This window comes from Stenotrophomonas sp., from assembly GCF_032099025.1.
GTDB lineage: Bacteria > Pseudomonadota > Gammaproteobacteria > Xanthomonadales > Xanthomonadaceae > Stenotrophomonas.
The window spans coordinates 42575-64450 of record NZ_DAMCID010000003.1; the positions used below are offsets into that span (position 1 = coordinate 42575).

General features: G+C 65.5%; 21 protein-coding genes. 12 read left to right on the forward strand and 9 right to left on the reverse strand.

Annotation, left to right across the window (positions count from 1 at the left end):
* Nucleotides 1-40: 40 nt before the first annotated feature.
* The 6 genes from RT456_RS03475 to ykgO all read right to left on the reverse strand — a co-directional run bounded on the left by RT456_RS03475 (nt 41) and on the right by ykgO (nt 5018).
* Nucleotides 41-1276, reverse strand: a complete 1236-nt coding sequence (locus tag RT456_RS03475) for a TraB/GumN family protein (RefSeq protein ID WP_313342558.1) — start codon at nt 1274-1276, stop codon at nt 41-43.
* Complete coding sequence (locus tag RT456_RS03480; protein ID WP_313342561.1) at nt 1269-1799, reverse strand: N-acetyltransferase family protein; 531 nt, start codon at nt 1797-1799, stop codon at nt 1269-1271. The genes RT456_RS03475 and RT456_RS03480 overlap by 8 nt, the downstream gene beginning before the upstream one ends.
* Before the next feature lie 20 nt (nt 1800-1819).
* Nucleotides 1820-2707: a carbon-nitrogen hydrolase gene (locus RT456_RS03485; RefSeq protein ID WP_313342564.1), complete on the reverse strand. Its 888-nt coding sequence runs from the start codon at nt 2705-2707 to the stop codon at nt 1820-1822.
* A gap of 585 nt (nt 2708-3292) precedes the next feature.
* On the reverse strand, nt 3293-4330 hold the full coding sequence (locus RT456_RS03490; RefSeq protein ID WP_313342566.1) for an agmatine deiminase family protein: 1038 nt from the start codon (nt 4328-4330) through the stop codon (nt 3293-3295).
* Between the two features lie 43 nt (nt 4331-4373).
* Entirely contained in the window at nt 4374-4700 is a 327-nt protein-coding gene (locus RT456_RS03495) for a hypothetical protein (RefSeq protein WP_313342568.1), read from the reverse strand.
* A gap of 192 nt (nt 4701-4892) precedes the next feature.
* The gene (ykgO, locus tag RT456_RS03500; RefSeq protein WP_017355593.1) at nt 4893-5018 is read right to left on the reverse strand and encodes a type B 50S ribosomal protein L36; all 126 of its coding nucleotides are present in this window, start codon (nt 5016-5018) and stop codon (nt 4893-4895) included.
* A gap of 193 nt (nt 5019-5211) precedes the next feature.
* Between ykgO and cmk the strand changes: the two genes are divergently transcribed.
* The 8 genes from cmk (at nt 5212) to galU (ending at nt 13563) form a co-directional block, all read left to right on the forward strand.
* The gene (gene cmk / locus RT456_RS03505; protein ID WP_313342570.1) at nt 5212-5892 is read left to right on the forward strand and encodes a (d)CMP kinase; all 681 of its coding nucleotides are present in this window, start codon (nt 5212-5214) and stop codon (nt 5890-5892) included.
* A gap of 195 nt (nt 5893-6087) precedes the next feature.
* On the forward strand, nt 6088-7773 hold the full coding sequence (gene rpsA / locus RT456_RS03510; protein ID WP_313342572.1) for a 30S ribosomal protein S1: 1686 nt from the start codon (nt 6088-6090) through the stop codon (nt 7771-7773).
* A 90-nt stretch (nt 7774-7863) separates the two neighbouring features.
* On the forward strand, nt 7864-8169 hold the full coding sequence (locus tag RT456_RS03515; RefSeq protein WP_017355596.1) for an integration host factor subunit beta: 306 nt from the start codon (nt 7864-7866) through the stop codon (nt 8167-8169).
* Nucleotides 8170-8310: 141 nt separating this feature from the next.
* Nucleotides 8311-8595 (forward strand): hypothetical protein, encoded by a 285-nt coding sequence (locus RT456_RS03520; protein WP_313342575.1) that lies wholly within the window; start codon nt 8311-8313, stop codon nt 8593-8595.
* A gap of 6 nt (nt 8596-8601) precedes the next feature.
* Entirely contained in the window at nt 8602-9780 is a 1179-nt protein-coding gene (gene lapB / locus RT456_RS03525; protein ID WP_313342578.1) for a lipopolysaccharide assembly protein LapB, read from the forward strand.
* A gap of 3 nt (nt 9781-9783) precedes the next feature.
* Nucleotides 9784-10758, forward strand: coding sequence for a glycosyltransferase family 4 protein (locus RT456_RS03530; RefSeq protein WP_313342581.1), 975 nt, complete (start codon nt 9784-9786; stop codon nt 10756-10758).
* A 16-nt stretch (nt 10759-10774) separates the two neighbouring features.
* The gene (locus RT456_RS03535; protein WP_313342584.1) at nt 10775-12682 is read left to right on the forward strand and encodes a nucleoside-diphosphate sugar epimerase/dehydratase; all 1908 of its coding nucleotides are present in this window, start codon (nt 10775-10777) and stop codon (nt 12680-12682) included.
* Entirely contained in the window at nt 12679-13563 is an 885-nt protein-coding gene (galU, locus tag RT456_RS03540; protein WP_313342587.1) for a UTP--glucose-1-phosphate uridylyltransferase GalU, read from the forward strand. Before RT456_RS03535 ends, galU begins: the two co-directional genes overlap by 4 nt.
* Nucleotides 13564-13687: 124 nt before the next feature.
* On the opposite strand, the gene RT456_RS03545 is transcribed toward galU, so the two are convergent.
* The 3 genes from RT456_RS03545 to RT456_RS03555 all read right to left on the reverse strand — a co-directional run bounded on the left by RT456_RS03545 (nt 13688) and on the right by RT456_RS03555 (nt 18067).
* Nucleotides 13688-14896: an acetyl-CoA C-acyltransferase gene (locus RT456_RS03545; protein WP_313342590.1), complete on the reverse strand. Its 1209-nt coding sequence runs from the start codon at nt 14894-14896 to the stop codon at nt 13688-13690.
* A 91-nt stretch (nt 14897-14987) separates the two neighbouring features.
* Nucleotides 14988-17360 (reverse strand): 3-hydroxyacyl-CoA dehydrogenase/enoyl-CoA hydratase family protein, encoded by a 2373-nt coding sequence (locus RT456_RS03550; protein WP_313342593.1) that lies wholly within the window; start codon nt 17358-17360, stop codon nt 14988-14990.
* Nucleotides 17361-17404: 44 nt separating this feature from the next.
* Entirely contained in the window at nt 17405-18067 is a 663-nt protein-coding gene (locus RT456_RS03555) for a TetR family transcriptional regulator (protein WP_313342596.1), read from the reverse strand.
* Nucleotides 18068-18560: 493 nt separating this feature from the next.
* Here RT456_RS03555 and ndk point away from each other — a divergent pair, with 493 nt between their 5' ends.
* The 4 genes from ndk to RT456_RS03575 are packed head-to-tail and all read left to right on the forward strand — an operon-like array spanning nt 18561 to nt 21859.
* Complete coding sequence (ndk, locus tag RT456_RS03560) at nt 18561-18986, forward strand: nucleoside-diphosphate kinase (protein ID WP_008265389.1); 426 nt, start codon at nt 18561-18563, stop codon at nt 18984-18986.
* Nucleotides 18987-18996: 10 nt separating this feature from the next.
* Nucleotides 18997-20202 carry a 23S rRNA (adenine(2503)-C(2))-methyltransferase RlmN gene (gene rlmN / locus RT456_RS03565; RefSeq protein ID WP_313342599.1) on the forward strand — a complete coding sequence of 402 codons (1206 nt, stop codon included), beginning with the start codon at nt 18997-18999 and terminating at the stop codon, nt 20200-20202.
* Entirely contained in the window at nt 20189-20986 is a 798-nt protein-coding gene (pilW, locus tag RT456_RS03570; RefSeq protein ID WP_313342600.1) for a type IV pilus biogenesis/stability protein PilW, read from the forward strand. The genes rlmN and pilW overlap by 14 nt, the downstream gene beginning before the upstream one ends.
* 6 nt (nt 20987-20992) lie before the next feature.
* Nucleotides 20993-21859 carry a RodZ domain-containing protein gene (locus tag RT456_RS03575; protein WP_313342602.1) on the forward strand — a complete coding sequence of 289 codons (867 nt, stop codon included), beginning with the start codon at nt 20993-20995 and terminating at the stop codon, nt 21857-21859.
* Nucleotides 21860-21876 lie beyond the last annotated feature (17 nt).

The window sequence follows — 21876 nt, forward strand, 5'->3', positions numbered from 1 at the left end:
GCGCAGATGCGCTGGCGCGTAACCCGGCACAAAGGCGGCGCTACGCGCCGACTTTGTGCCAGACCTGGAAACCCGTCAGCCACAGCCCCAGCATGCTGCCCAGATTGGTCAGCATGAAGGTCAGCACCACCCGGGTGACGCGGTTGCGGTACCAGCCGCGCAGGCTCTGCGCATCATCGCGCAGCTTCAGGAAATCCTCGTAGGCCGGCTTGCGCAGGCGCGTTTCGACCAATGCGGCAAACGCGCCGGTCGGAATGCTCAGGCGGAACGGCTTGAACGGCGCGACCACGATCGCGGTCAGGATGCTCAACGGATGGCTGCCGGCCAGCAGGCACCCCAGTCCAGCCAGCCCACCGGTATACATCGCCCAGGTCAGCAGCAGCTCGCCACCGACGCCGAGGCCGCCACGGTAGAAACCCACCGCAATACCGGCCAGCACCACCGCCAGGATGATGAGCGTGATCCACGGAATGTTGCGCTTCTTCGGCACCGCTTCCAGCGATTCGCGCAGCGGGCCCGGTGCATCGGTGTCGGTTTCGAGGTACCTGGCCAGCCCGGCCAGATGGCCGGCGCCGACCACGGCCAGCACCTCACGTTGCGCCGGATCGTGCACTTCGCGCAGGCGCGTGGCCATGTAGCGGTCGCGCTCGCCGATGATGGTCTCGTACAGCGCCGGGCTTTCGCTGGCGAATTCGCCGAAGCTGGCTTCGAGCATGTCGCCCTGCTTGAGCTTCTCGATCTCGTCCTCGCCCACGTCCTCGGACGCGAACAGGCCTGCACCCAGGCCCATGACCAGCTTGATCTTGCCGAAGAAACCCAGCCGCTGCGAGGCACGCCTGAAGGTCAGGCCCACTTCGCGGTCGATCAGGTGCACCGGCAGGTTGCGTTCATTGGCCAGGCCGACGGCGCGCTTGAGTTCGGCGCCGGGCTCGATGCCGAGCTGCTCGGCCAGGCGCCGCTGGTAGGCCGCCAACGCGAGGTTGGCGGCGAACAGCGCAACGCGGCCCTTGCGGATCACTTCGACCAGATCGAGCTTGGCCAGCGCGTCGGGATTGGTCAGCGCCTGCAGGCGCTGCGGGTCGAGCTCCACCGCCACCGCGTCGAAGCGGCCGCTGTTGATGGCGCGTTCCACCACCTCCACGCTGGCCTGCGAGACATGCGCGGTACCCAGCAGGGTGTAGCGCACGCCGTCGCGCTCGACCACGCGCACGGGTTGGCCGGCGAACAGGGTGTCGCCGCTATCGTCCATCGGGATATCAGTCATTTCATCATTCATTCGAGGGGGCGCCGTCGGCACCATCGCCAAGCGCGCGCTGCATCTGCACCGTATCCAGCCAGCGCCCATGCTTGCGGCCCAGGCCACGGAAGATGCCAACCAGGTGGAAGCCAAAACGTTCGTGCAGCTTGATCGAGGCGGTGTTGGAGGGTTCGCCGATCACCGCCACCATCTGCCGGTAGCCACGGGCGACGCAGGCATCGATCAGGCCCTGCATCAGCGCGGTACCGACGCCGCGACCCTGGAAGGCCGCGTCGACGTACACGGAATTCTCAACCGTCCACTGGTAGGCGATGCGACCGCGGTAGGTATTGGCGTAGGCGTAGCCGGCGACCTGGCCGTCGACCTCGGCCACGATGTAGGGAAAGCCGCGCGCGACAATGTCATGCATGCGTCGCTGCATTTCCGTTGCATCGGGAACATCGTATTCGTAGGTGTTGACGAAGTCGGTCACTTCCACCGCATAGATGGCGGTGATGGCCGATATGTCGCCATCGGTGGCGTCGCGCAGCAGCACGGTCACGGGGCAGGGTTCCTGTGGAGTCAGTCGATGTAGCGTTTGAGCAGGTCGCCATAGGCGTCGATGCGGCGGTCGCGCAGGAACGGCCAGATGCGGCGGACGTGCTCGCTGCGCTGCAGGTCGACCTCGCAGAGCAGTACGGTCGGCTCGCCACCGGCCTCGGCAATGAATTCGCCCTGCGGGCCCAGCACGTGGCTGTTGCCCCAGAACTGGATGCCGGAGGCGCCCAGCGGCGAGGGTTCGTGGCCCACGCGGTTGCAGCTCAGCACCGGCACGCCATTGGCCACGGCATGGCCACGGTGGCTCAGCACCCATGCATCGCGCTGGCGGCCCTGTTCGTCTTTCTGGTCCTCCGGGTCCCAGCCGATCGCGGTGGGGTAGAGCAGCAGTTCGGCACCGGCCAGCGCCATCAGGCGCGCCGCTTCCGGATACCACTGGTCCCAGCACACGAGCACGCCGAGGCGACCCACGGAGGTATCGATCGGTTTGAAGCCGATGTCGCCCGGGGTGAAGTAGAACTTTTCGTAGAAGCCGGGGTCGTCCGGAATATGCATCTTGCGATACTTGCCGAGCAGGGTGCCGTCCTTCTCGAACACGACGGCGGTGTTGTGGTACAGGCCGGCGGCGCGGCGCTCGAACAGCGAGCCGACGATCACCACGCCATGCTTCTTCGCAAGCGCGCCAAGGCGCTCGGTGCTCGGCCCGGGAATCGGTTCTGCCAGGTCGAACTCATCCACCGATTCGTGCTGGCAGAAGTACGCGCCGTTATGCAGTTCCTGCAGCAGGACCAGCTTGGCACCCCGGGCAGCCGCTTCAGCCACGCGCGTTTCGATCACGGCCAGGTTGGCGGCCGCGTCACCGTGGTTGCGCTCCTGGATCAGGGCGACGGAAAGGGTGTGGCGTGAGCTCATCCGGGGCGGGTCCTGCAGGGGGAAAAACGCAGTTTATCGCGGATGGGTGTGTAGGGCGTGCTGGCGGTTAAACCGGGGCTCCAGTAGCCGGGTTGGCGGGGCGCCGGGCGTTGCCCGGCTTCTGATGGTCTTGGGCGAACAGCCGGTGGGCCGCGCACGGTCTGAGCTGGGCCGGCGGGTGCGGGTTTGCGGGACACGCCGTAAACCCATCCATGGGGGCTCGTAGAAAACATCCATGTTTTCTACGGTCCCGCAAACCCGCCCCCGCCGACCCTCGACGGTGTGTTGGCGGCCATGGAAGATCAGATGCCGGATTCCAGAACGAAGGCGCAGCTGACGTTGGCTGTCGCGGTTGCTTGCCTCTGGCCGCCGACCAACCGTCAAAGGCGGGTCGGGGCGGGTTTGCGGGACTGTAGAAAACATGGATGTTTTCTACAAGCCTCCAAGGACGGATTCACGGCGTGTCCCGCAAACCCGCACCGTCCCGCCAAACCAGGGAAACAGGGGGCCCACCGGCTGTTCGCCCAAAACCAAAAGCGCCGGGCAAAGCCCGGCGCCTGGGAAACTCTCGATTGCCGACGAGCTCTACGAAGCCAGCAACCCAGCCGGCAACTGCATCGTGATGCAATGCAGGCTGCCGTTCTGCCAGATCAGCGAGCGGCAGGGGACCTGCACGATTTCGTGGTCCGGGTAGGCCAGGGCCAGCACGTCGCGCGCAGCATTGTCGGCTTCGTCGCCGTAGGCCGGCATCAGCACCGCGCCGTTGAGGATCAGGTAATTGGCGTAGGACGCGGCCAGGCGGCGGCCTTCGTCCATCACCGGCCGCGCCCACGGCAGCGGGAACAGCCGGTACGGCTGGCCGTCGGCCGTGCGCAGTGCGGCCAGCTCGTTGCCCATCGCCTGCAGTTCGGCAAAGTGCGAGTCGCTGCTGTCATCGCAGGCCTGGTAGACGATGCTGTCCACCGAGGCGAAGCGCGCCAGTGTGTCGATGTGCGCGTCCGTGTCGTCGCCTTCCAGGTAACCGTGGTCCAGCCACAGCACACGGTCCTGGGCCAGCCAGGTGGCCATGTCGGTGCTGAGCGAGGCGCGGTCGCGGTCCGGGTGGCGCTCGTGCAGGCACTGCCAGGTGGTCAGCAGCGTGCCCGCACCGTCGGTTTCGATGGCCCCGCCTTCCAGTGCGAACGGAATGCTCTGCAGCTCGGCGTTGGCGAACAGGTTGGCGGCGTGCAGCACGCCCACCAGCTGGTCGTCCAGGCTCGCCTCGAACTTGCCGCCCCAGCCGGTGAAGCGGAAGTCGAGCAGGCGGAAACCGCCGTCGGCGCGGCGCAGCGAAATCGGGCCCGAATCGCGCAGCCAGGTGTCGTCGTACGGCGCGGTGACGAAACGCACGCGGTCCGTGTCGATCCGGTTGGAGCGCAGGCGCGCGTCGGCATACGCCTCCAGGTCGTCATCGGCCACGATGATCACCACCGGCTGGAAGCGGGTGATGGCCGCGACCAGCGCGATGTAGGTGTCCTCGACGTCACCCAGGCGGTCCGCCCAGTCGGTGTCGGCGTGGGGCCAGGCGATCAGGATGGCGGACTGGGTTTCCCATTCGGCCGGAAAGCGGAGCGTGTCGTTCATGGTCTCGGTGCGATGGCCCACCGTGCGGTGGACGTAGGAGGGGTCAGCGGATCGGTGGGCGCGGGCCGACTTCGTTGGCATCGGCCTTGTTGGCCACCACGTCGATCACCTTCTGCTTCTCGAAGTAGACGGTGAACATCGGGTAGACCCAGCGGTTGATGGTCGGCCACTGGCGCTTCTGGCCGCCGCGCGGCTCCAGCTTCTCGCTGGGTTCGCCGAACGTGGACAACACCTGGCTCGCGCTCTGGCCGCGGACCGGCACGACGGGCGCGGGCTGCTCCTTGGTCCGGTCGATCAGCAGGGTATCGGCATGGGCGCCGGAGCAGGCCAGCAGGGCAAGCAACGGCAGGGTGGTCAGGTAACGCTTCATCTCGATCTACTCCCCAGTTATCAAGAATGGAGTCACGACCAACGGTCGTGACCTACCGGCGATTACAGCGAAGGCGTCGTGACCGACGGCCGCGACGTACCCCGCGATTACAACAAAAACGGCAATAAAAAACCGCCCGGAGGCGGCTTTTTATTCAGGCAGTCGCGACCATCGGTCGAGACTCCTTCCGGCTCAGCGCTGGCGAGCCTTGAAACGCGGGTTCGACTTGCAGATCACGAAGATCTTGCCGCGACGACGAACGACCTTGCAGTCGCGGTGACGGGACTTGGCCGACTTCAGGGAAGACAGGACTTTCATTGCATACCTCGGCAGAAACGTGGATACGGTTGGAGCGCGGCCGCGATATGCAGACGACAATCGGCAGGTGACGCTCGTTCAAGCCCGCCATTCTACCGGTCTTTTTTCCATCCTTTCAAGTGGTTGCACCAAAAAGGTCTCGGGGGCGGTCAGCCAGGGGCTAGAATGGGCGGTCAAATCCACAGGGAAACCCATGAACCAGCTACCTCCCGTGCTCACCATCGACGGCCCGTCCGGGGCTGGAAAGGGGACCGTCAGCCGCATTGTCGCACGCCGGCTGGGCTGGCATTACCTGGATTCAGGCGCCCTGTACCGTGCTGTGGGCGTGGCCGCCAGCTGGGCCGATATCGACACTTCGGACGCCTCCGCGCTGGTCCGCTGCACCTTCGATACCCATGTGCGCTTCGTCGAGTCCGCCGACGGTGGCCTGCGTGTCATCGTCAATGAGACGGATGCCACCGACGAGCTGCGGCTGGAGACCACGGGCGCCCTGGCGTCGGCCATCGCCGCCATTCCCGAGGTGCGCGCCGCCCTGAAGGAGCGCCAGCGCGCATTCAGGGTCGAGCCGGGCCTGGTGGCCGACGGGCGCGACATGGGGACGGTCATCTTCCCGGATGCCCCATTCAAGGTCTTCCTGACGGCCAGTGCCGAGGAGCGCGCCGAGCGCCGGCATAACCAGTTGAAAGACAAGGGGGTTTCTGTTAACTTTGATGACCTCCTGCGCGAGATCATGGCCCGCGACGCCCGTGATGCACAGCGCACAGTGGCGCCCCTGAAGCCGGCAGACGATGCCGTCGTCATCGACACCAGTGGTATCGGCATCGACGCCGTCGTTGCCAAGGTACTGGATCTGCTTCCGGTTTCGGGTGCCTGATCCGTTGTAAGGAGGGTCGTCAGTCCATCGACGGCAGTCGCACCAATGCAAGGCAACAACAGCTCCGTCCCGCAATGATGCGTGGCGGTTTTCCTACTTAACACACGACCTGCGTTTCCGGGGTCGACCAACAGGCGGGCAGTAAACGGACCCTTTGCGGGGGCCAATGCCCATGTGTCCAACAGAGTAAATCTAATGACCGAATCATTTGCCGAACTGTTCGAAGCCAGCCAGGCCAATCTGGCCAAGCTGAAGCCGGGCTCCATCGTCAGCGGTGTTGTCGTGGAAGTCCGCGGCGACGTCGTGGTGATCAACGCCGGCCTGAAGTCCGAAGGCATCGTCCCGATCGAACAGTTCCGTAACGACGCAGGCGAGATCGACGTCGCCGAAGGCGATGTCGTCAAGGTCGCCCTCGATTCCATCGAGAACGGCTTCGGTGAAACCGTCCTGTCGCGCGAGAAGGCCAAGCGCGCGATGGTGTGGGACGAGCTGGAAGAAGCGTTGGAGAAGAACGAAACCATCACCGGCCGCATCAGCGGCAAGGTCAAGGGTGGTTTCACCGTGGACATCAAGGATGTCCGCGCGTTCCTGCCCGGTTCGCTGGTGGATGTGCGCCCCGTGCGCGACCCGGCCTACCTGGAAGGCAAGGAGCTGGAATTCAAGCTCATCAAGCTGGACCGCAAGCGTAACAACGTCGTGGTCTCGCGCCGCGCTGTCGTCGAGAGCGAGCACTCGGAAGAGCGCGAGCAGCTGATGGACAAGCTGCAGGAAGGCGCGATCCTGAAGGGTGTCGTCAAGAACCTGACCGATTACGGCGCGTTCGTGGACCTGGGCGGTATCGACGGCCTGCTGCACATCACCGACATGGCCTGGAAGCGCGTGCGCCATCCGTCCGAAGTCGTGAACGTCGGCGACGAGCTGGACGTCCGCGTGCTGAAGTTCGACCGCGAGCGCAACCGCGTTTCGCTCGGCCTGAAGCAGCTGGGTGAGGATCCGTGGGACAACATCGCCCGTCGTTACCCGGCCAACAGCCGCGTGTTCGGCAAGGTCTCCAACGTCACCGATTACGGCGCGTTCGTCGAGATCGAGCCGGGCGTCGAAGGCCTGGTGCACGTGTCCGAGATGGATTGGACCAACAAGAACGTCAACCCGTCCAAGGTTGTGCAGGTCGGTGACGAAGTTGAAGTCATGGTCCTGGACGTCGACGAGGAGCGTCGCCGCATCTCGCTGGGCATGAAGCAGGTTGCCGCCAATCCGTGGGAAACCTTCGCTGCCATCCACAAGAAGGGCGACAAGGTGTCGGGCCAGATCAAGTCGATCACCGACTTCGGCATCTTCATCGGCCTGGACGGCGGTATCGATGGCCTGGTGCACCTGTCGGACATCAGCTGGAACACCACCGGCGAAGACGTGGTCCGCAACTACAAGAAGGGCGACAACCTGGACGCCGTCGTCCTGGCCGTCGATCCGGAGCGCGAGCGCATCAGCCTGGGCGTCAAGCAGCTGGAGCAGGATCCGTTCGGTCAGTACATGGCTGCCAACCCGAAGGGTTCGAAGGTCGAAGGCGTGGTCAAGGAAGTGGACGCCAAGGGCGCTACCATCGAACTGGCTGACGGCATTGAAGGCTACGTGTCCGCTCGCGATGTTGCGAACGAGCGCGTGGACGACGCGACCCAGTTCCTGAAGGTCGGCGACAAGGTTGAAGCCAAGTTCGTGGGCATGGATCGCAAGGGTCGTACCCTGCAGCTGTCGATCAAGGCCAAGGACGATGCGGAAATGCGCGAAGTGCTGGAGGAATACCAGTCCTCGTCGGCGTCGAGCGGCACCACCCAGCTCGGTGCGCTGCTGCGCGCCCAGCTGAACGGCAACAAGTCCGAGTAATCGGCCTTACCCGTAGCAAGCAGTTTCCTGGACGGCCCGGACACTTGTCCGGGCCGTTTCAGGGTCAGAGACCCTCGACACGAGTCCGCAATGACCAAATCCGAGTTGATCGAAATCCTGGCGCGCCGACAGGCGCATCTGAAGTCGGACGATGTCGATCTGGCGGTGAAGTCGTTGCTGGAAATGATGGGCGGGGCGCTGGCCGGCGGGGATCGCATCGAGATCCGCGGGTTCGGCAGTTTTTCGTTGCACTACCGGCCGCCCAGGCTGGGGCGCAACCCCAAGACCGGGGAATCGGTCGCGTTGCCGGGCAAGCATGTCCCGCACTTCAAGCCGGGCAAGGAACTGCGTGAGCGCGTGAGCGCCGTGGTGCCGCTGGAAAGCGATCCGGCCTGAGCGTTGGCGTCCGCACTGGCGGATACGTCTCTTTACAACCATCCGGCGGGTAGAACGGACCCGGCTGATAGAGCGGACCCGGCTGGTAGAGCGGACTGTTAGTCCGCTACTCTCTACCCCTAAAGGAACGGGAGCTGCCAAATGAAAGTCGTACGCCTGCTCATTCTGCTCGCGGTTCTGGTGGCCGGACTCATCGTCGGCGCCCTCAATTCGCAGGACATGACCCTCAATCTTGGGTTCACTGCCATCCATTCCAGTACCGGTCTGGCGATTACCGTCGCCCTGTTGACCGGTGCGTTCATCGGCGGCGGCCTGGTGCTCGTCGGCCTGGTGATTCCGCTGTATTCCCGACTGCGCAAGGCGCAGAAGACGGCCCCGGCCGTCGCCCCCGTGGTACCCCCTTCTTCTACTTTCGACGGACGCTGAGCGCCGATGGAATTCGTCTCTGAATGGTTCTGGTTCTTCCTGTTTCTGCCGTTGGCAGCGGTGTCCGGCTGGGTGATCGGCCGGCGCGGCGGTCAGCGCCATGGTGACAACCAGGTCAGCCGCCTCTCCAGCACCTACTTCCGTGGCCTGAACTACCTGCTCAATGAGCAGCCGGACAAAGCCATCGAACTGTTCCTGCACATCGCCGAGCTGGACAAGGAGACCTTCGAGACCCAGGTCGCCTTGGGTCACCTGTTCCGCCGCCGTGGCGAGGTCGACCGCGCCATCCGCCTGCACCAGGGGCTGGTCAACCGCGCGGACCTGAGCGATGCGCAGCGCGTACAGGCACTGCTGGCGCTGGGCGAGGACTACATGAAGTCCGGCCTGCTCGACCGTGCCGAAACCGTGTTCACCGAGCTGGCCCAGATCGACCAGCGCGCACCGCAGGCGCTCAAGCACCTGATCGGCATCTACCAGGCCGAGCGTGACTGGGAAAAGGCGATCGACAACGCCACCCGCTATGAAGAAGTCACCGGCGAGCCGATGGGCAAACTGGTCGGCCAGTTCGAATGCGAGCTCGCCGAACGCTTCCGCGGGGCCGGCAAGCTCGACGAGGCACGCGCGGCCATCGCCCGTGCCTACCAGGCCGATGCCATGTCGGTGCGTGCCGGCATCATCGAAGGCCGCCTGGAAACCGACGCCGGCAACGCCGAGGCGGCAGTGCGCGCGTTCGAGCGTGCGGCCCGCAATGATCCCGAGTACCTGCCGGAAGTGTTGCAGCCGTTGATGCAGAACTACCGCAAGGTCGGCGATATGGGGGGCGCGCGCGCCTTCCTTTCGGAAATGACCGAGCACTACCGCGGCATCGCCCCGGTGCTGGCCCTCACCCAGCTGATGGAGGAGCAGGAGGGCGTTGCCCCCGCACGCGCCTATCTGGGGCGCCAGCTCAAGGATCGGCCGTCGGTACGCGGCGAATCGGCCCTGATCGACCTGACCCTGGCCGAAGGCGCCGACTCCACCGCCACCCTGCACGACCTCAAGCACATCACCGACCAGCTGCTGGTGCGCAACCCGGCCTACCGCTGCACGCGGTGTGGCTTCGGCGCGCGTACCCACCACTGGCAGTGCCCGAGCTGCAAGGAGTGGGGCACGGTCAAGCCGCTGCTGAACTACGCGGTGCTCTGAGCCATGCCGTCTGCCTGGATGATCGGACTGCCGGCGGTGCTGGCAGTCTCGGCGACGCTTACCTGGGCCGCGCGCCACTATGCGCTGCGGCGCAACCTGCTTGATCAGCCCGGTGAGCGCCGCAGTCACGGCGTCGCCACGCCGCGCGGCGGCGGCATCGCGATCGTCCTGACCCTGCTGTTGGCCATGGCGGTGGCAGCCGTCTTCCTGGCCGCCGCGCGGGTACCGCTGCTGGTATTCGGGCTGGGTCTGGTGATGGTCGCCGGAATCGGCTGGTGGGACGACCACCGGCCGCTGCCTGCGGTGCGCCGGTTGCTGGTCCATCTGGCGGCAGCGGGCTTGCTGGCCGGTCTGGTCTGGCAGGCCACCGGAAATCCGTGGCAGGCCCTTCTGGCGCTGTTGTTCACCACCTCGCTGATCAACATCTGGAACTTCATGGATGGCATCAACGGGATTGCCACCAGCCAAGCCACCCTGGCCGGTGTCGCGTTCGCCTTGGTGCTGCCCGGCCCGCTGGCACTCGCCGGCATTGTCCTTGCGCTGGCCTGCCTTGGCTTCCTCCCGTTCAATTTCCCGCGCGCGCGGATCTTCATGGGGGACGTGGGCAGTGGGGCGCTGGGCTACGCCATAGCCGGGCTGGTCTGTCTGGCCAGTGTTGCCACGACCCTGTCCTGGCTGCTGTTGCTGGTGCCGTTGACCGCCTTCCTCGTGGACGCGGGCTTCACACTGCTTTCGCGCATGCTCTCCGGACAACGATGGATGGAGGCCCACACCCAACATCTGTATCAGCGTGCCGTCAAAGGTGGTGCAGGGCACACTTCGATTACAGGGATGTACTTTGTTTTTGGTTTGTTCAGTATTACAGTGTTTAATGCTTGCAAGAATTTGCAGCCGAGGTGGGAGGCTGCCGTGGCCGTAGCGTGGATACTGTTCGCGACCGGCCTTTGGCTACTCCTGCGCAAAGGAATGCGCAACTAAAAGGATTGTTTGTTTTATGACGCCTTGGCAAGACCGCTTCACGAGTCTGCTTCCCCGCGCCGCCATCGTGGCCCACGACCTTTTCATGGTCTGGGCGTGCTGGCAGCTGCTGCATGCCGGCCGCTATTCCATGCTGGCCGATGCCCCCTCGCTGCCGCTCTGGAACATCGACACCTCGCTGGTGCTGGTGATCCAGGCCATCGTGTTCTGGCGCGTGGGCCTGTATCGGGGCCTCTGGCGCTTCGCCAGCGTGGCCGACCTGCTGCATATCTTCAAATCCAGCTTCATCGGGCTGCTCGCCATCGTGGTGGTGCTGGCCTACAAGCGCTTCAACGGCGTGCCGATGTCGGTGCTGGTGATCTATCCCTTCGCCCTGTCCGCACTGCTGGGCGCGCCGCGCCTGCTGTACCGGGCCTGGAAGGATTACCAGGCACTGCAGTCCGATGCGACCGCGCGCCGGGTACTGATCCTGGGCGCCGGCCAGGCCGCCGAGGCCCTGGTCCGTGACCTGCGCCGTTCCGGTGATTTCCATCCGGTGGGCCTGCTGGATGATGCCCCGCACCTGCAGGGCGCCAAGCTGCAGGGGCTGCCCATCCTGGGCACGCTCGACGATGCCCCGGCGGTGGTGCGCGAAACCGCGGCCAAACTGCTGGTCATCGCCATTCCCTCGCTGGACGCGGCGGGCATGCAGCGCGTAGTGGCCATCTGCGAAAGCACGGGTGTGCCGTTCCGGATGGTGCCCAAGCTCAATGACGTGCTGCTGGGCCATTCACTGCCTGGCGAGCTGAAGGAAGTGGCGATCGAGGACCTGCTGGGGCGCAAGCCGATCCTGCCGGACTGGTCGCTGATCCGCGGTTGGCTGGGTGGACGCACGGTGCTGGTCACCGGCGCCGGTGGCTCGATCGGTTCGGAGCTGTGCCGCCAGTGCGCGCGGCATGGGGCAGGGCGGATCGTCCTGCTGGAAATGAGCGAACTGCTGCTGCTCACCATCGAGGCCGAGCTCAAGCGCAGCTTCCCCGACCTGCTGGTCGAGGCGGTACTGGGCGACTGCGGCGATCCGGCGGTGATCCGCCATGCGCTGTCCCTGTCGCAGGTGGACGCGGTCTTCCACGCAGCCGCGTACAAGCAGGTGCCGGTGCTGGAGCGCCAGCTGCGCGAGGCGGTGCGCAACAACATCCTGTCCACCGAAACGGTGGCGCGTGCCTGCGTCGAGGCGCGCATCGAGCATTTCGTGTTCATCTCCACCGACAAGGCCGTGGACCCGGTCAATGCGCTGGGCGCCAGCAAGCGCTACGCCGAGATGATCTGCCAGAGCCTGGACCAGAAGACCACCCACACCCGCTTCGTCACCGTGCGCTTCGGCAACGTGCTGGCGTCGGCAGGCAGCGTGGTGCCGGTGTTCCGCGAGCAGATCCTCAAGGGCGGTCCGGTCACCGTGACCGACCCGGAAGTCACCCGCTATTTCATGACCATTCCTGAAGCCTGCCAGCTGATCCTGCAGGCGGCCGCGTCCGCCTCGCATGGGGCGATCTACACGCTGGACATGGGCGAGCCGGTACCGATCCGGGTGCTGGCCGAGCAGATGATCCGCCTGGCGGGCAAGCAGCCGTACAAGGACATCGCGATCATCTATACCGGCCTGCGCCCGGGCGAGAAGCTGCACGAGACGCTGTTCTATTCGGACGAGGACTACCGGCCCACGTCACACCCCAAGATCCTCGAGGCGGGCGTGCGTACGTTCGCCCGCGAGCAGGTCCTGGGCAATGTACCGCGCCTGCGCGAGGCCATCGCCAACTACGACACCGATGCCATCAACAGCATCCTGTTCGCGACGATGCCGGAGTTTGCGCCACTGCAACAGGACGATCACGTCGAGTCGGCTAAAGTGCTTCCCTTTCCGGCGCGAGAGGCCAACAGGCTGTGACGAGCAAACGCATTCGCAAGGCGGTTTTTCCGGTGGCGGGTCTGGGAACCCGTTTCCTTCCGGCGACCAAAACGGTACCCAAGGAGATGCTGCCGATCATCGATCGGCCGCTCATCCAGTACGCCGTCGATGAGGCGATCGAAGCGGGGTGCGACACCCTGATCTTCGTCACCAACCGCTACAAGCATGCGGTGGCCGACTATTTCGACAAGGCCTACGAGCTCGAGCAGAAGCTGGAGCGCGCGGGCAAGACCGAGTTGCTGGAACTGGTCCGCAACGTGTTGCCGGAAGGCGTGCGCGCGGTCTTCGTTACCCAGACCGAGGCACTGGGCCTGGGCCATGCGGTGCTGTGCGCGAAATCCGTGGTCGGTGATGAGCCCTTCGCGGTGCTGCTGCCAGACGACCTGATCTGGAACCGCGGCGACGGCGCACTCAAGCAGATGGCCGATCTCAATGCCGCCACCGGTGCCAGCGTGATCGCGGTCGAAGACGTGCCACACGAGAACACCGCGAGCTACGGCATCGTGGCGACCGAGGCCTTCGACGGCCGCAAGGGTCGCATCGCGCAGATCGTGGAGAAGCCGAAGCCGGAAAACGCACCGAGCGACCTGGCCGTGGTGGGACGCTACGTGCTGAGCCCGAAAATATTCGAGCTGCTTGAGTCGACCGGCCGGGGTGCGGGCGGTGAAATCCAGCTGACCGACGCCATTGCCGAACTGCTGAAAACAGACGAGGTCGATGCCTACCGCTTCGAAGGCACCCGGTTCGACTGCGGTACCCATCTGGGCCTGGTCGAAGCGACCATCCGCTTCGCCCTCGAGAACAAGAAGCTGGCCAAGCCGGCGCGCGAGAAGCTGACGCAGATGCTGGCCGAGGAGTGATCGCTACGCGATCGATCAAATGAAAAGGGCGGCCCGAGAGGCCGCCCTTTTTTTTGGTCCGCGTACCGACCAACGGTCGGTACCTGCCGGGGAGACCGACCAGCGGTCGGTCCCCGTCGGTGCATCACAGCGATTCGAAAATACCCGCCGCGCCCATGCCGGTGCCGATGCACATGGTGACCATGCCGTACTTCTGCTGGCGACGGCGCAGGCCGTGCAGCAGGGTGGCGGTACGGATCGCACCGGTCGCGCCGAGCGGGTGGCCGAGCGCGATCGCGCCGCCCAGCGGGTTGACCTTGGACGGATCCAGGCCGCAATCACGGATGACCGCGAGCGACTGCGCGGCGAAGGCTTCGTTGAGCTCGATCCAGTCCAGCTGGTCCTGGGTCAGGCCCGCCTGCTTGAGCGCCTTCGGGATGGCGGCGATCGGGCCGATGCCCATCACTTCCGGGCGCACACCGGCGACCGAGAAGCTGACGAAGCGGGCCAGCGGGGTCAGGCCGTAGTCCTTGATCGCCTGCTCGGAGGCCAGCAGCACCGCACCGGCGCCATCGCTCATCTGTGAGGAGTTGCCGGCGGTGACCGTGCCGCCGAACTGGCCGTTGCGGAACACCGGGCGCAGCTTTGCCAGACCTTCAGCGGACGAATCCAGGCGCGGACCTTCGTCGGTTTCGACGATCCTGTCGCGGGTGATGATGCGGCGGCCGTCGGCCAGGTCGGGCTGGCGGGTGCGCACGTCGTACGGGCTGATCTCGTCCTTGAACTCGCCGTTCTGGATCGCGGCGATGGCCTTCTGGTGGGAGGCGAGCGCGAACGCGTCCTGCTCCTCGCGCGAGACCTTCCACTCTTCGGCCACTTTCTCGGCGGTGATCCCCATGCCGTAGGCGATGGCGATGTGGTCGTTGTCGAACACGCTCGGGGCCATCGCGATCTTGTTGCCCATCATCGGCACCATCGACATCGACTCGGTGCCACCGGCCAGCATCAGGTCCGAATTGCCCAGGCGGATCTGGTCGGCGGCCATGGCCACGGCCTGCAGGCCGGAGGAGCAGAAGCGGTTGACGGTCTGCGCGGCGATGGTGTCCGGCAGGCCGGCCAGCAGCACGCCGATGCGCGCCACGTTCATGCCCTGCTCGGCTTCCGGCATGGCGCAGCCGATGATGGCGTCGTCGATGCGGCTGAGGTCGATGCCCGGCGCCTGCGCGACCACGGACTTGAGCACATGGGCGAGCATGTCATCGGGACGGGTATTGCGGAACACGCCCTTGGGCGCCTTGCCTACCGGGGTGCGGGTGGCGGCGACGATGTAGGCGTCCTGGATTTGCTTGGTCATTGCAGTGATCTCTTGAATGTAGGGACAGGTGTGCCGACCAGCGGTCGGCACCTGCCGGGCGCGGACGGAGGCCGTCGCGCCCGGCGCGGCATCAATTGCGCAACGGCTTGCCGGTCTTGAGCATGTGCGCGATGCGGGCCTGGGTCTTTTCCTGCTGGGCCAGTTCGACGAAGTGCTTGCGCTCCAAGGTGAGCAGCCACTCTTCGTCGACCAGCGTGCCGCGATCCACTTCGCCGCCGCACAGCACGGTGGCGATGCGCACGGCGATCTCGTAGTCGTACGGGCTGATGAAACGGCCTTCCAGCATGTTCACCAGCATCATCTTGAAGGTGGCGATACCCACGTCACCGGCGACCTGGATGCGGCGGGCCGGCATCGGCGGACGGTAGCCGCCTTCGGCCAGCGCCTGCACTTCGGCCTTCGCGATGTAAAGCGCTTCGAAGCTGTTGAACACCACCTTGTCGGTCGGGCGCATCAGGCCCAGCTCCTGCGCATTGACCGCCGAGTTGGAGACCTTGGCCATGGCGACGGTTTCAAAGGTCTTCTTCAGCTCGGCGAACACGTCACCGCCCGGACCGGCGGCCTGCGACGCGCGCACCGCCAGCTCCTTCAGGCCGCCACCGGCGGGCAGCAGGCCCACGCCGGCCTCCACCAGGCCGATGTAGCTTTCCAGCGCCGCCACGCTCTTGGCGCTGTGCATCTGGAACTCGCAGCCGCCACCCAGGGCCAGGCCGCGCACGGCGGTCACCACCGGCACCAGGGAGTATTTGATGGCCTGGCTGGTGCGCTGGAAGTTGTGCACCATCTCTTCGAACTGGTCGACCTTGCCGGCCTGCAGCAGGCCCAGCGCGCCGGCCAGGTCCGCACCGGCGGAGAAGGGTTCCTTCTGCTGCCAGATGACCAGACCCTTGAAGTCCTTCTCGGCGCGCTTGATCGCGTCCTGCAGGCCGTTGAGGACGTGGTCGGACACGGTGTTCATCTTGGTCTTGAAGCTGACCACGGCAATGCCGTCGCCGTCGTGCCACATGCGCACGCCGTCGTTCTCGAACACGGTTTCACCCGGGCTGAAGGTCTCGCCCAGCAGCGGATCCGGGAAACGCTGGCGCTGGTACACCGGCAGCGCCGAACGCGGCAGCTTGGCGTTGCGCGTGGGGCTGTAGCTGCCTTCGGCGGCGTGCACGCCATCGCGGCCATCGAACACCCAGTCCGGCAGCGGGGCGTTGCTCATGCTCTTGCCGGCGACGATGTCATCGGCGATCCACTGTGCCACCTGCTTCCAACCGGCAGCCTGCCAGGTCTCGAACGGGCCGAGCGACCAGCCGTAGCCCCAGCGGATGGCCAGGTCCACGTCGCGCGCGGTCTCGGCGATGTCGGCCAGGTGGTAGGCGCTGTAGTGGAACAGATCGCGGAACGTCGCCCACAGGAACTGTGCCTGCGGGTGCTGGCTCTCACGCAGCTTGGCGAATTTTTCGGCCGGGTTCCTGATTTTCAGGATCTCGACGACTTCCGGTGCGGCGCTGCGGTCGGCCGGGCGGTAGTCCTGCTTCTCCAGGTCCAGCACCACGATGTCCTTGCCGACCTTGCGGAAGATGCCGGCGCCGGTCTTCTGGCCGAGGGCACCCTTGGCGATCAGTGCGTCCAGCCACTTCGGCGCGCTGAAGTACTGGTGCCACGGGTCGTTGGGCAGGGTGTCGCCCATGGTCTTGATGACGTGGGCCATGGTGTCCAGGCCGACGACATCGGAGGTGCGGTAGGTCGCCGACTTGGGACGGCCGACCAGCGGCCCGGTCAGGCCGTCCACTTCGTCGAAGCCCAGGCCGAACTGCTGGGTGTGGTGGATGGTGGACAGGATCGAGAACACGCCGATGCGGTTGCCGATGAAGTTCGGGGTGTCCTTGGCGTACACCACGCCCTTGCCCAGGGTGGTGACCAGGAACGCTTCCAGGCCTTCCAGCACCGAAGCATCGGTGGTGGTGGCCGGAATCAGCTCGGCCAGGTGCATATAGCGCGGCGGGTTGAAGAAATGCACGCCGCAGAAGCGGTGGCGCAGCTGCTCGGGCAGCACGTCGGCGAGCTTGTTGATGCCCAGGCCCGACGTATTGGAGGCCAGCACGGCATGGTCGGCCACGAACGGCGCGATCTTCTTGTACAGGTCCTGCTTCCAGTCCATCCGTTCGGCGATGGCTTCAATGATCAGGTCGCAGTCGCGCAGCTGCTCCAGGCCGGTCTCGTAGTTGGCGGGCGTGATCGCCTCGGCGTAGGACTTGCTGGCCAGCGGGGCAGGGCTGAGCTTGCCGAGGTTGGCGATCGCCTTGAGCACGATGCCATCGGCCGGACCTTCCTTGGCGGGGAGGTCGAACAGCACGGTGTCGACGCCGGCGTTGGTCAGGTGGGCTGCGATCTGGGCACCCATGACGCCGGCACCCAGCACGGCGGCGCGGCGGACTAGCAGGGAATTGGACATGTCGATAAGCCTTTGGTTGTCTGGAAGTCGGGCCTGGCCCGGCTCTACGTGGTGGAGAGGGACGTTGCCGTCGGCACGGGTACCGCGCTTGCGCGGAAGCCGGCTTCGGCGAAATGGATCAATTCCTGGGCGGCATGCGCACGATGCGCCGCTTCGGTGACACCGGCGGGTCGCTTGATCAGGCCGAAATCGGCCATCGCATAGGTCAGCGATCCGGCCAGGAAATCCAGCCGCCAGTACAGCTCTTCCTTGCTCAGGCCCGGCACGCAGGCGGCAATGGTCCTGCCGAACTCGCGCAGTACATGGCCGTAGTGGTCGGAGAGGAACTTGCGCAGGTTGTCGTTCTTTTCGGCGTAGGCGCGGGCAATCACCCGCACGAAGGCGCCACCGCTCTGGCGGTCCTGGGCCATCGCCAGGGCGGGCTCGACGAAGGCGGCCAGCACCGGCCGCAGCTGTCCGGGGTGGTCCTGGCGGGCCGACTCCAGCTGCGAGAGCCGGGCGGCGGTCATTTCGTCCATGCGCCGACGGAAGACCTCGTTGACCAGGTTTTCCTTCGAGCCGAAGTGGTAGTTCACCGCCGCGATGTTCACGTCGGCCTGGCTGGTCACCTGGCGCAGGGAGGTGCCGGCGAACCCATGCTGGGCGAACAGCTCCTCGGCGGCGCCGAGAATGCGGTCCTTGGTGGAGAAGTGGGCGGGCTTGGCCATGGCGGGGCAGGGTTCAATCAAACGATTGTTTGATATTAGACCTGGATGGGCGGGCTGGCATGCTGCGGCGCAGCAGATATGGCCTGTCGTTCATCTGCCGTGGGGGTGCGTCCGGGCGTGGCTGGACCTGTAAATGTGAACGGAGGGCCTTCCTGCGTCCGCCGGGCCTGCCGGGGAGGGCCTTCCTCCGTCATTGCTGGGCTTGCCACGCAGGGCGTGGCACTACCGTAGATTCGGCCTGCCACGCAGGGCGTGGCACTACCGTAGATTCGGCCTGCCACGCAGGGCCTTCCCGCGTCATTGCCAGGCCTGCCACGCAGGGCGTGTCACTACCGTTGATTCCGCCTGGATCCGGGGTGCTACGGATGCGTGGCACTGCGACCCTTGAGGCTGTAGAATTACGCCACGTATATAGGCTAAGCCCGCGTTTTGACGCGGGTTTTTTTCATGTTACTCTCGGGCCGATCAGTGGCCCGCCCAACGGAGAATTCCCATGGCGCTGGAGCGCACCCTTTCCATCATCAAGCCGGACGCCGTCGCCAAGAACGTCATCGGTGAAATCTACGCCCGCTTCGAAAAGGCCGGCCTGAAGGTCGTCGCCGCCAAGTACAAGCAGCTGTCGCGCCGCGAAGCCGAAGGCTTCTATGCCGTGCACCGCGAGCGTCCGTTCTTCAACGCGCTGGTCGAGTTCATGATCTCCGGCCCGGTGATGATCCAGGCGCTGGAAGGCGAAAACGCCGTCCTGGCCCACCGCGACCTGCTGGGCGCCACCAATCCGAAGGAAGCTGCTGCGGGTACCATCCGCGCCGATTTCGCCGAATCCATCGATGCCAACGCCGCCCACGGCTCGGACTCGGTCGAGAACGCTGCAATCGAAATTGCCTACTTCTTCGCCGCCACTGAAGTGGTCTCGCGCTGAGAGTGATGCCGTGAACGAGGTCGTACAGCCCACCGCCATCCCCTCCGTACTCGTCCCGAGTCCGGTTGTGGCCAAGCAGAACCTGCTCGACCTCGATCGCGAGGGTCTGGAGCGCTTCTTCGCCGAGACACTCGGCGAAGCGCGCTACCGTGCCCACCAGGTGATGAAGTGGATCCACCACCACTACGTCACCGATTTCGACCAGATGACCGACCTGGGCAAGGCGCTGCGCAGCAAGCTGCAGCAGCACGCCGAGGTCCGCGTGCCGAATATCGTGTTCGACAAGCCCTCCGCCGACGGCACCCACAAGTGGCTGCTGGCGATGGGCACCGATGGCAAGAATGCCATCGAAGCGGTGTACATCCCGGACAAGAACCGCGGCACCCTGTGCGTGTCCTCGCAGGTAGGCTGCGCGCTGAACTGCACCTTCTGTTCGACCGCTACCCAGGGCTTCAACCGCAACCTCTCCACCGCCGAGATCATCGGCCAGGTGTGGGTTGCCGCACGCCACCTGGGCAACATCCCGCACAAGCAGCGTCGCCTCACCAACGTGGTGATGATGGGCATGGGCGAGCCGTTGATGAATTTCGAGAACGTCGTGCGCGCCATGAGTGTGATGCGCGACGACCTGGGCTACGGCCTGGCCAACAAGCGCGTGACCCTGTCGACCTCCGGCCTGGTGCCGCAGATCGACCGCCTGTCCGCGGAGAGCGACGTCTCGCTGGCCGTCTCGCTGCATGCGCCCACTGACGCGCTGCGCGAAACGCTCGTGCCGCTCAACAAGAAGTACCCGATCGTGGAGCTGATGGCGTCGTGCGCACGCTACCTGCGCGCCAACAAGCGACGCGAATCGGTCACCTTTGAATACACCCTGATGAAGGGCATCAACGACCAGCCCGAGCACGCCCGTCAATTGGCGCGGCTGATGCGCCAGTTCGACAATGCCGTGCAGACCTCGCATGCGGGCAAGGTCAACCTGATTCCCTTCAACCCGTTCCCGGGCACCCGCTACGAGCGATCGGGCGACACGGAAATCCGTGCCTTCCAGAAGATCCTGCTCGACGCGCAGGTGCTGACCATGGTGCGACGCACCCGTGGCGACGACATCGATGCCGCCTGTGGCCAGCTCAAGGGCCAGGTCATGGATCGCACGCGTCGCCAGGCCGAATTCAACAAAACACTGCAGGACGGGAAAAACCGGGATGCCGCTGCCTGACCTCCGATTGCCAGCCGTTGTTCTCGTCGCGCTGGCATTGGCCGGATGTGGCAGCAAAGGCATCAAACCCTCCAGCGCGCCCTTGGGCATCGCACCCGAATACGTGGCGCGTGACAATGCCGATACCCGGCGCCGGGTGAACTATCAGGACCAGGTGACCCTGTCGGCGGAGGCGTTCCGCGCCGGTGCGATCGACGTTGCCGAAAAACGGGCGAAGAGCGCGCTGAAACTCGATGCCAGCCGCCCCGACGCGTACATCCTGCTTGCGGCCCTGGCCAACCAGCGCGGCGCCGATGCCGAGGCTGGCCCGCTGTTCCAGAAGGCGGCCGAGCTCGCGCCGAACAGCGGCGAGGTGCTCAACAATTATGGCGCGTGGTTATGTGGTCATGGCCGGGCCACCGAAGCCCTGCCGCTGTTCGACCGCGCGCTTGCCGCGCCCGGCTATCGCACCCCGGCTGCGGCCCTGGCCAACGCCGGTGGCTGCGCGCTCGATGCCGGGCAGCCGGAGCGGGCGTCCCGTGACCTGCGCAAGGCCCTGGCGCTGGAGCCGGACAACGCCTACGCGCTTGAATCCATGGCCCGCAACGAGTACGCCCAGAACCGCTATTTCGAGGCGCGAGCCTTTGCGCAACGGCGTCTTGCGGCTGCACCGGCCACACGTTCCGTGTTACAACTTGCGTCTCAAATCGAGGCGCAGCTCGGTGACACAGTGGCATCCGGTCGCTATCTGCAGCGAATTCGCGACGAATTTCCGCAGGATGCGGCTCCCAATCCCCGGAGTTGAAGCATTGTGATTGATGACCAGACTGTGAACGCTTTTGACACCGCAGCCGGCTGTGGAGCACGTCTCCGCCAGGCGCGGGAAGCGGCAGGACTGACGCTCGAAGCAGTGGGGCAGCAGTTGCGCATGCCGGTGCAGGTGGTGAAATCGCTGGAGGCCGAACAGTGGGATCGCCTCGGTGCCCCGGTATTCGTCCGTGGCCAGCTGCGCAGTTATGCGCGCCTGCTCAAGATCGACCTGGGTGATGTGCTGGAGCAGTCCCGGATCGGGCCGGTCGTGCCGCCGCAACTGGTCAGCCACACCCATACCCCGCGCGCCCGTCGCATTGCCGAAAGCCTGGGTCGCCGCGTGCTGTACGTGGGCATCACGGCCGCATTGGCCGTGCCGGTCTGGTTCGCGACCCGCGGGCATTTCGACAGCCCCTCCAGTACCCCCAACACCGCGTCGCTGGATGTGATTCCAGCGGCGGTGCCGGTCGTCGGCAGCGCCGAGCCGGCGTCCCCGAGCAGCCCGGTCGCCGCGCCTGCCGCGGCGCCCAGCGCGCCCTCGGCACCTTACCTGGCCTCCTTGACCCCGGTCCCGCGTACCGCTGCTGCGCCGTCGGCGCCCGGTGGCGCGCTGAACCTGCAGTTCAACGGCGACAGCTGGGTGGACATCGCCGCCCCCGATGGCAGCACCGTAGAGAAGGCGCTGATCAAATCGGGCGAAACGCGCAGCTTCAGCGCGGGCCAGGTGGGCCGGATGACGCTGGGCAATGCGTCGGCGGTCGAGGTTCAGCAGGCCGGCACTATCGTCGACCTTTCGCCTTACCAGCGAGCCAACGTGGCACGCTTTACGGTATCCTCTGACGGCTCCGTGGCTCCGGTTTCACACTGAGTCGCGTTTCCCAATTC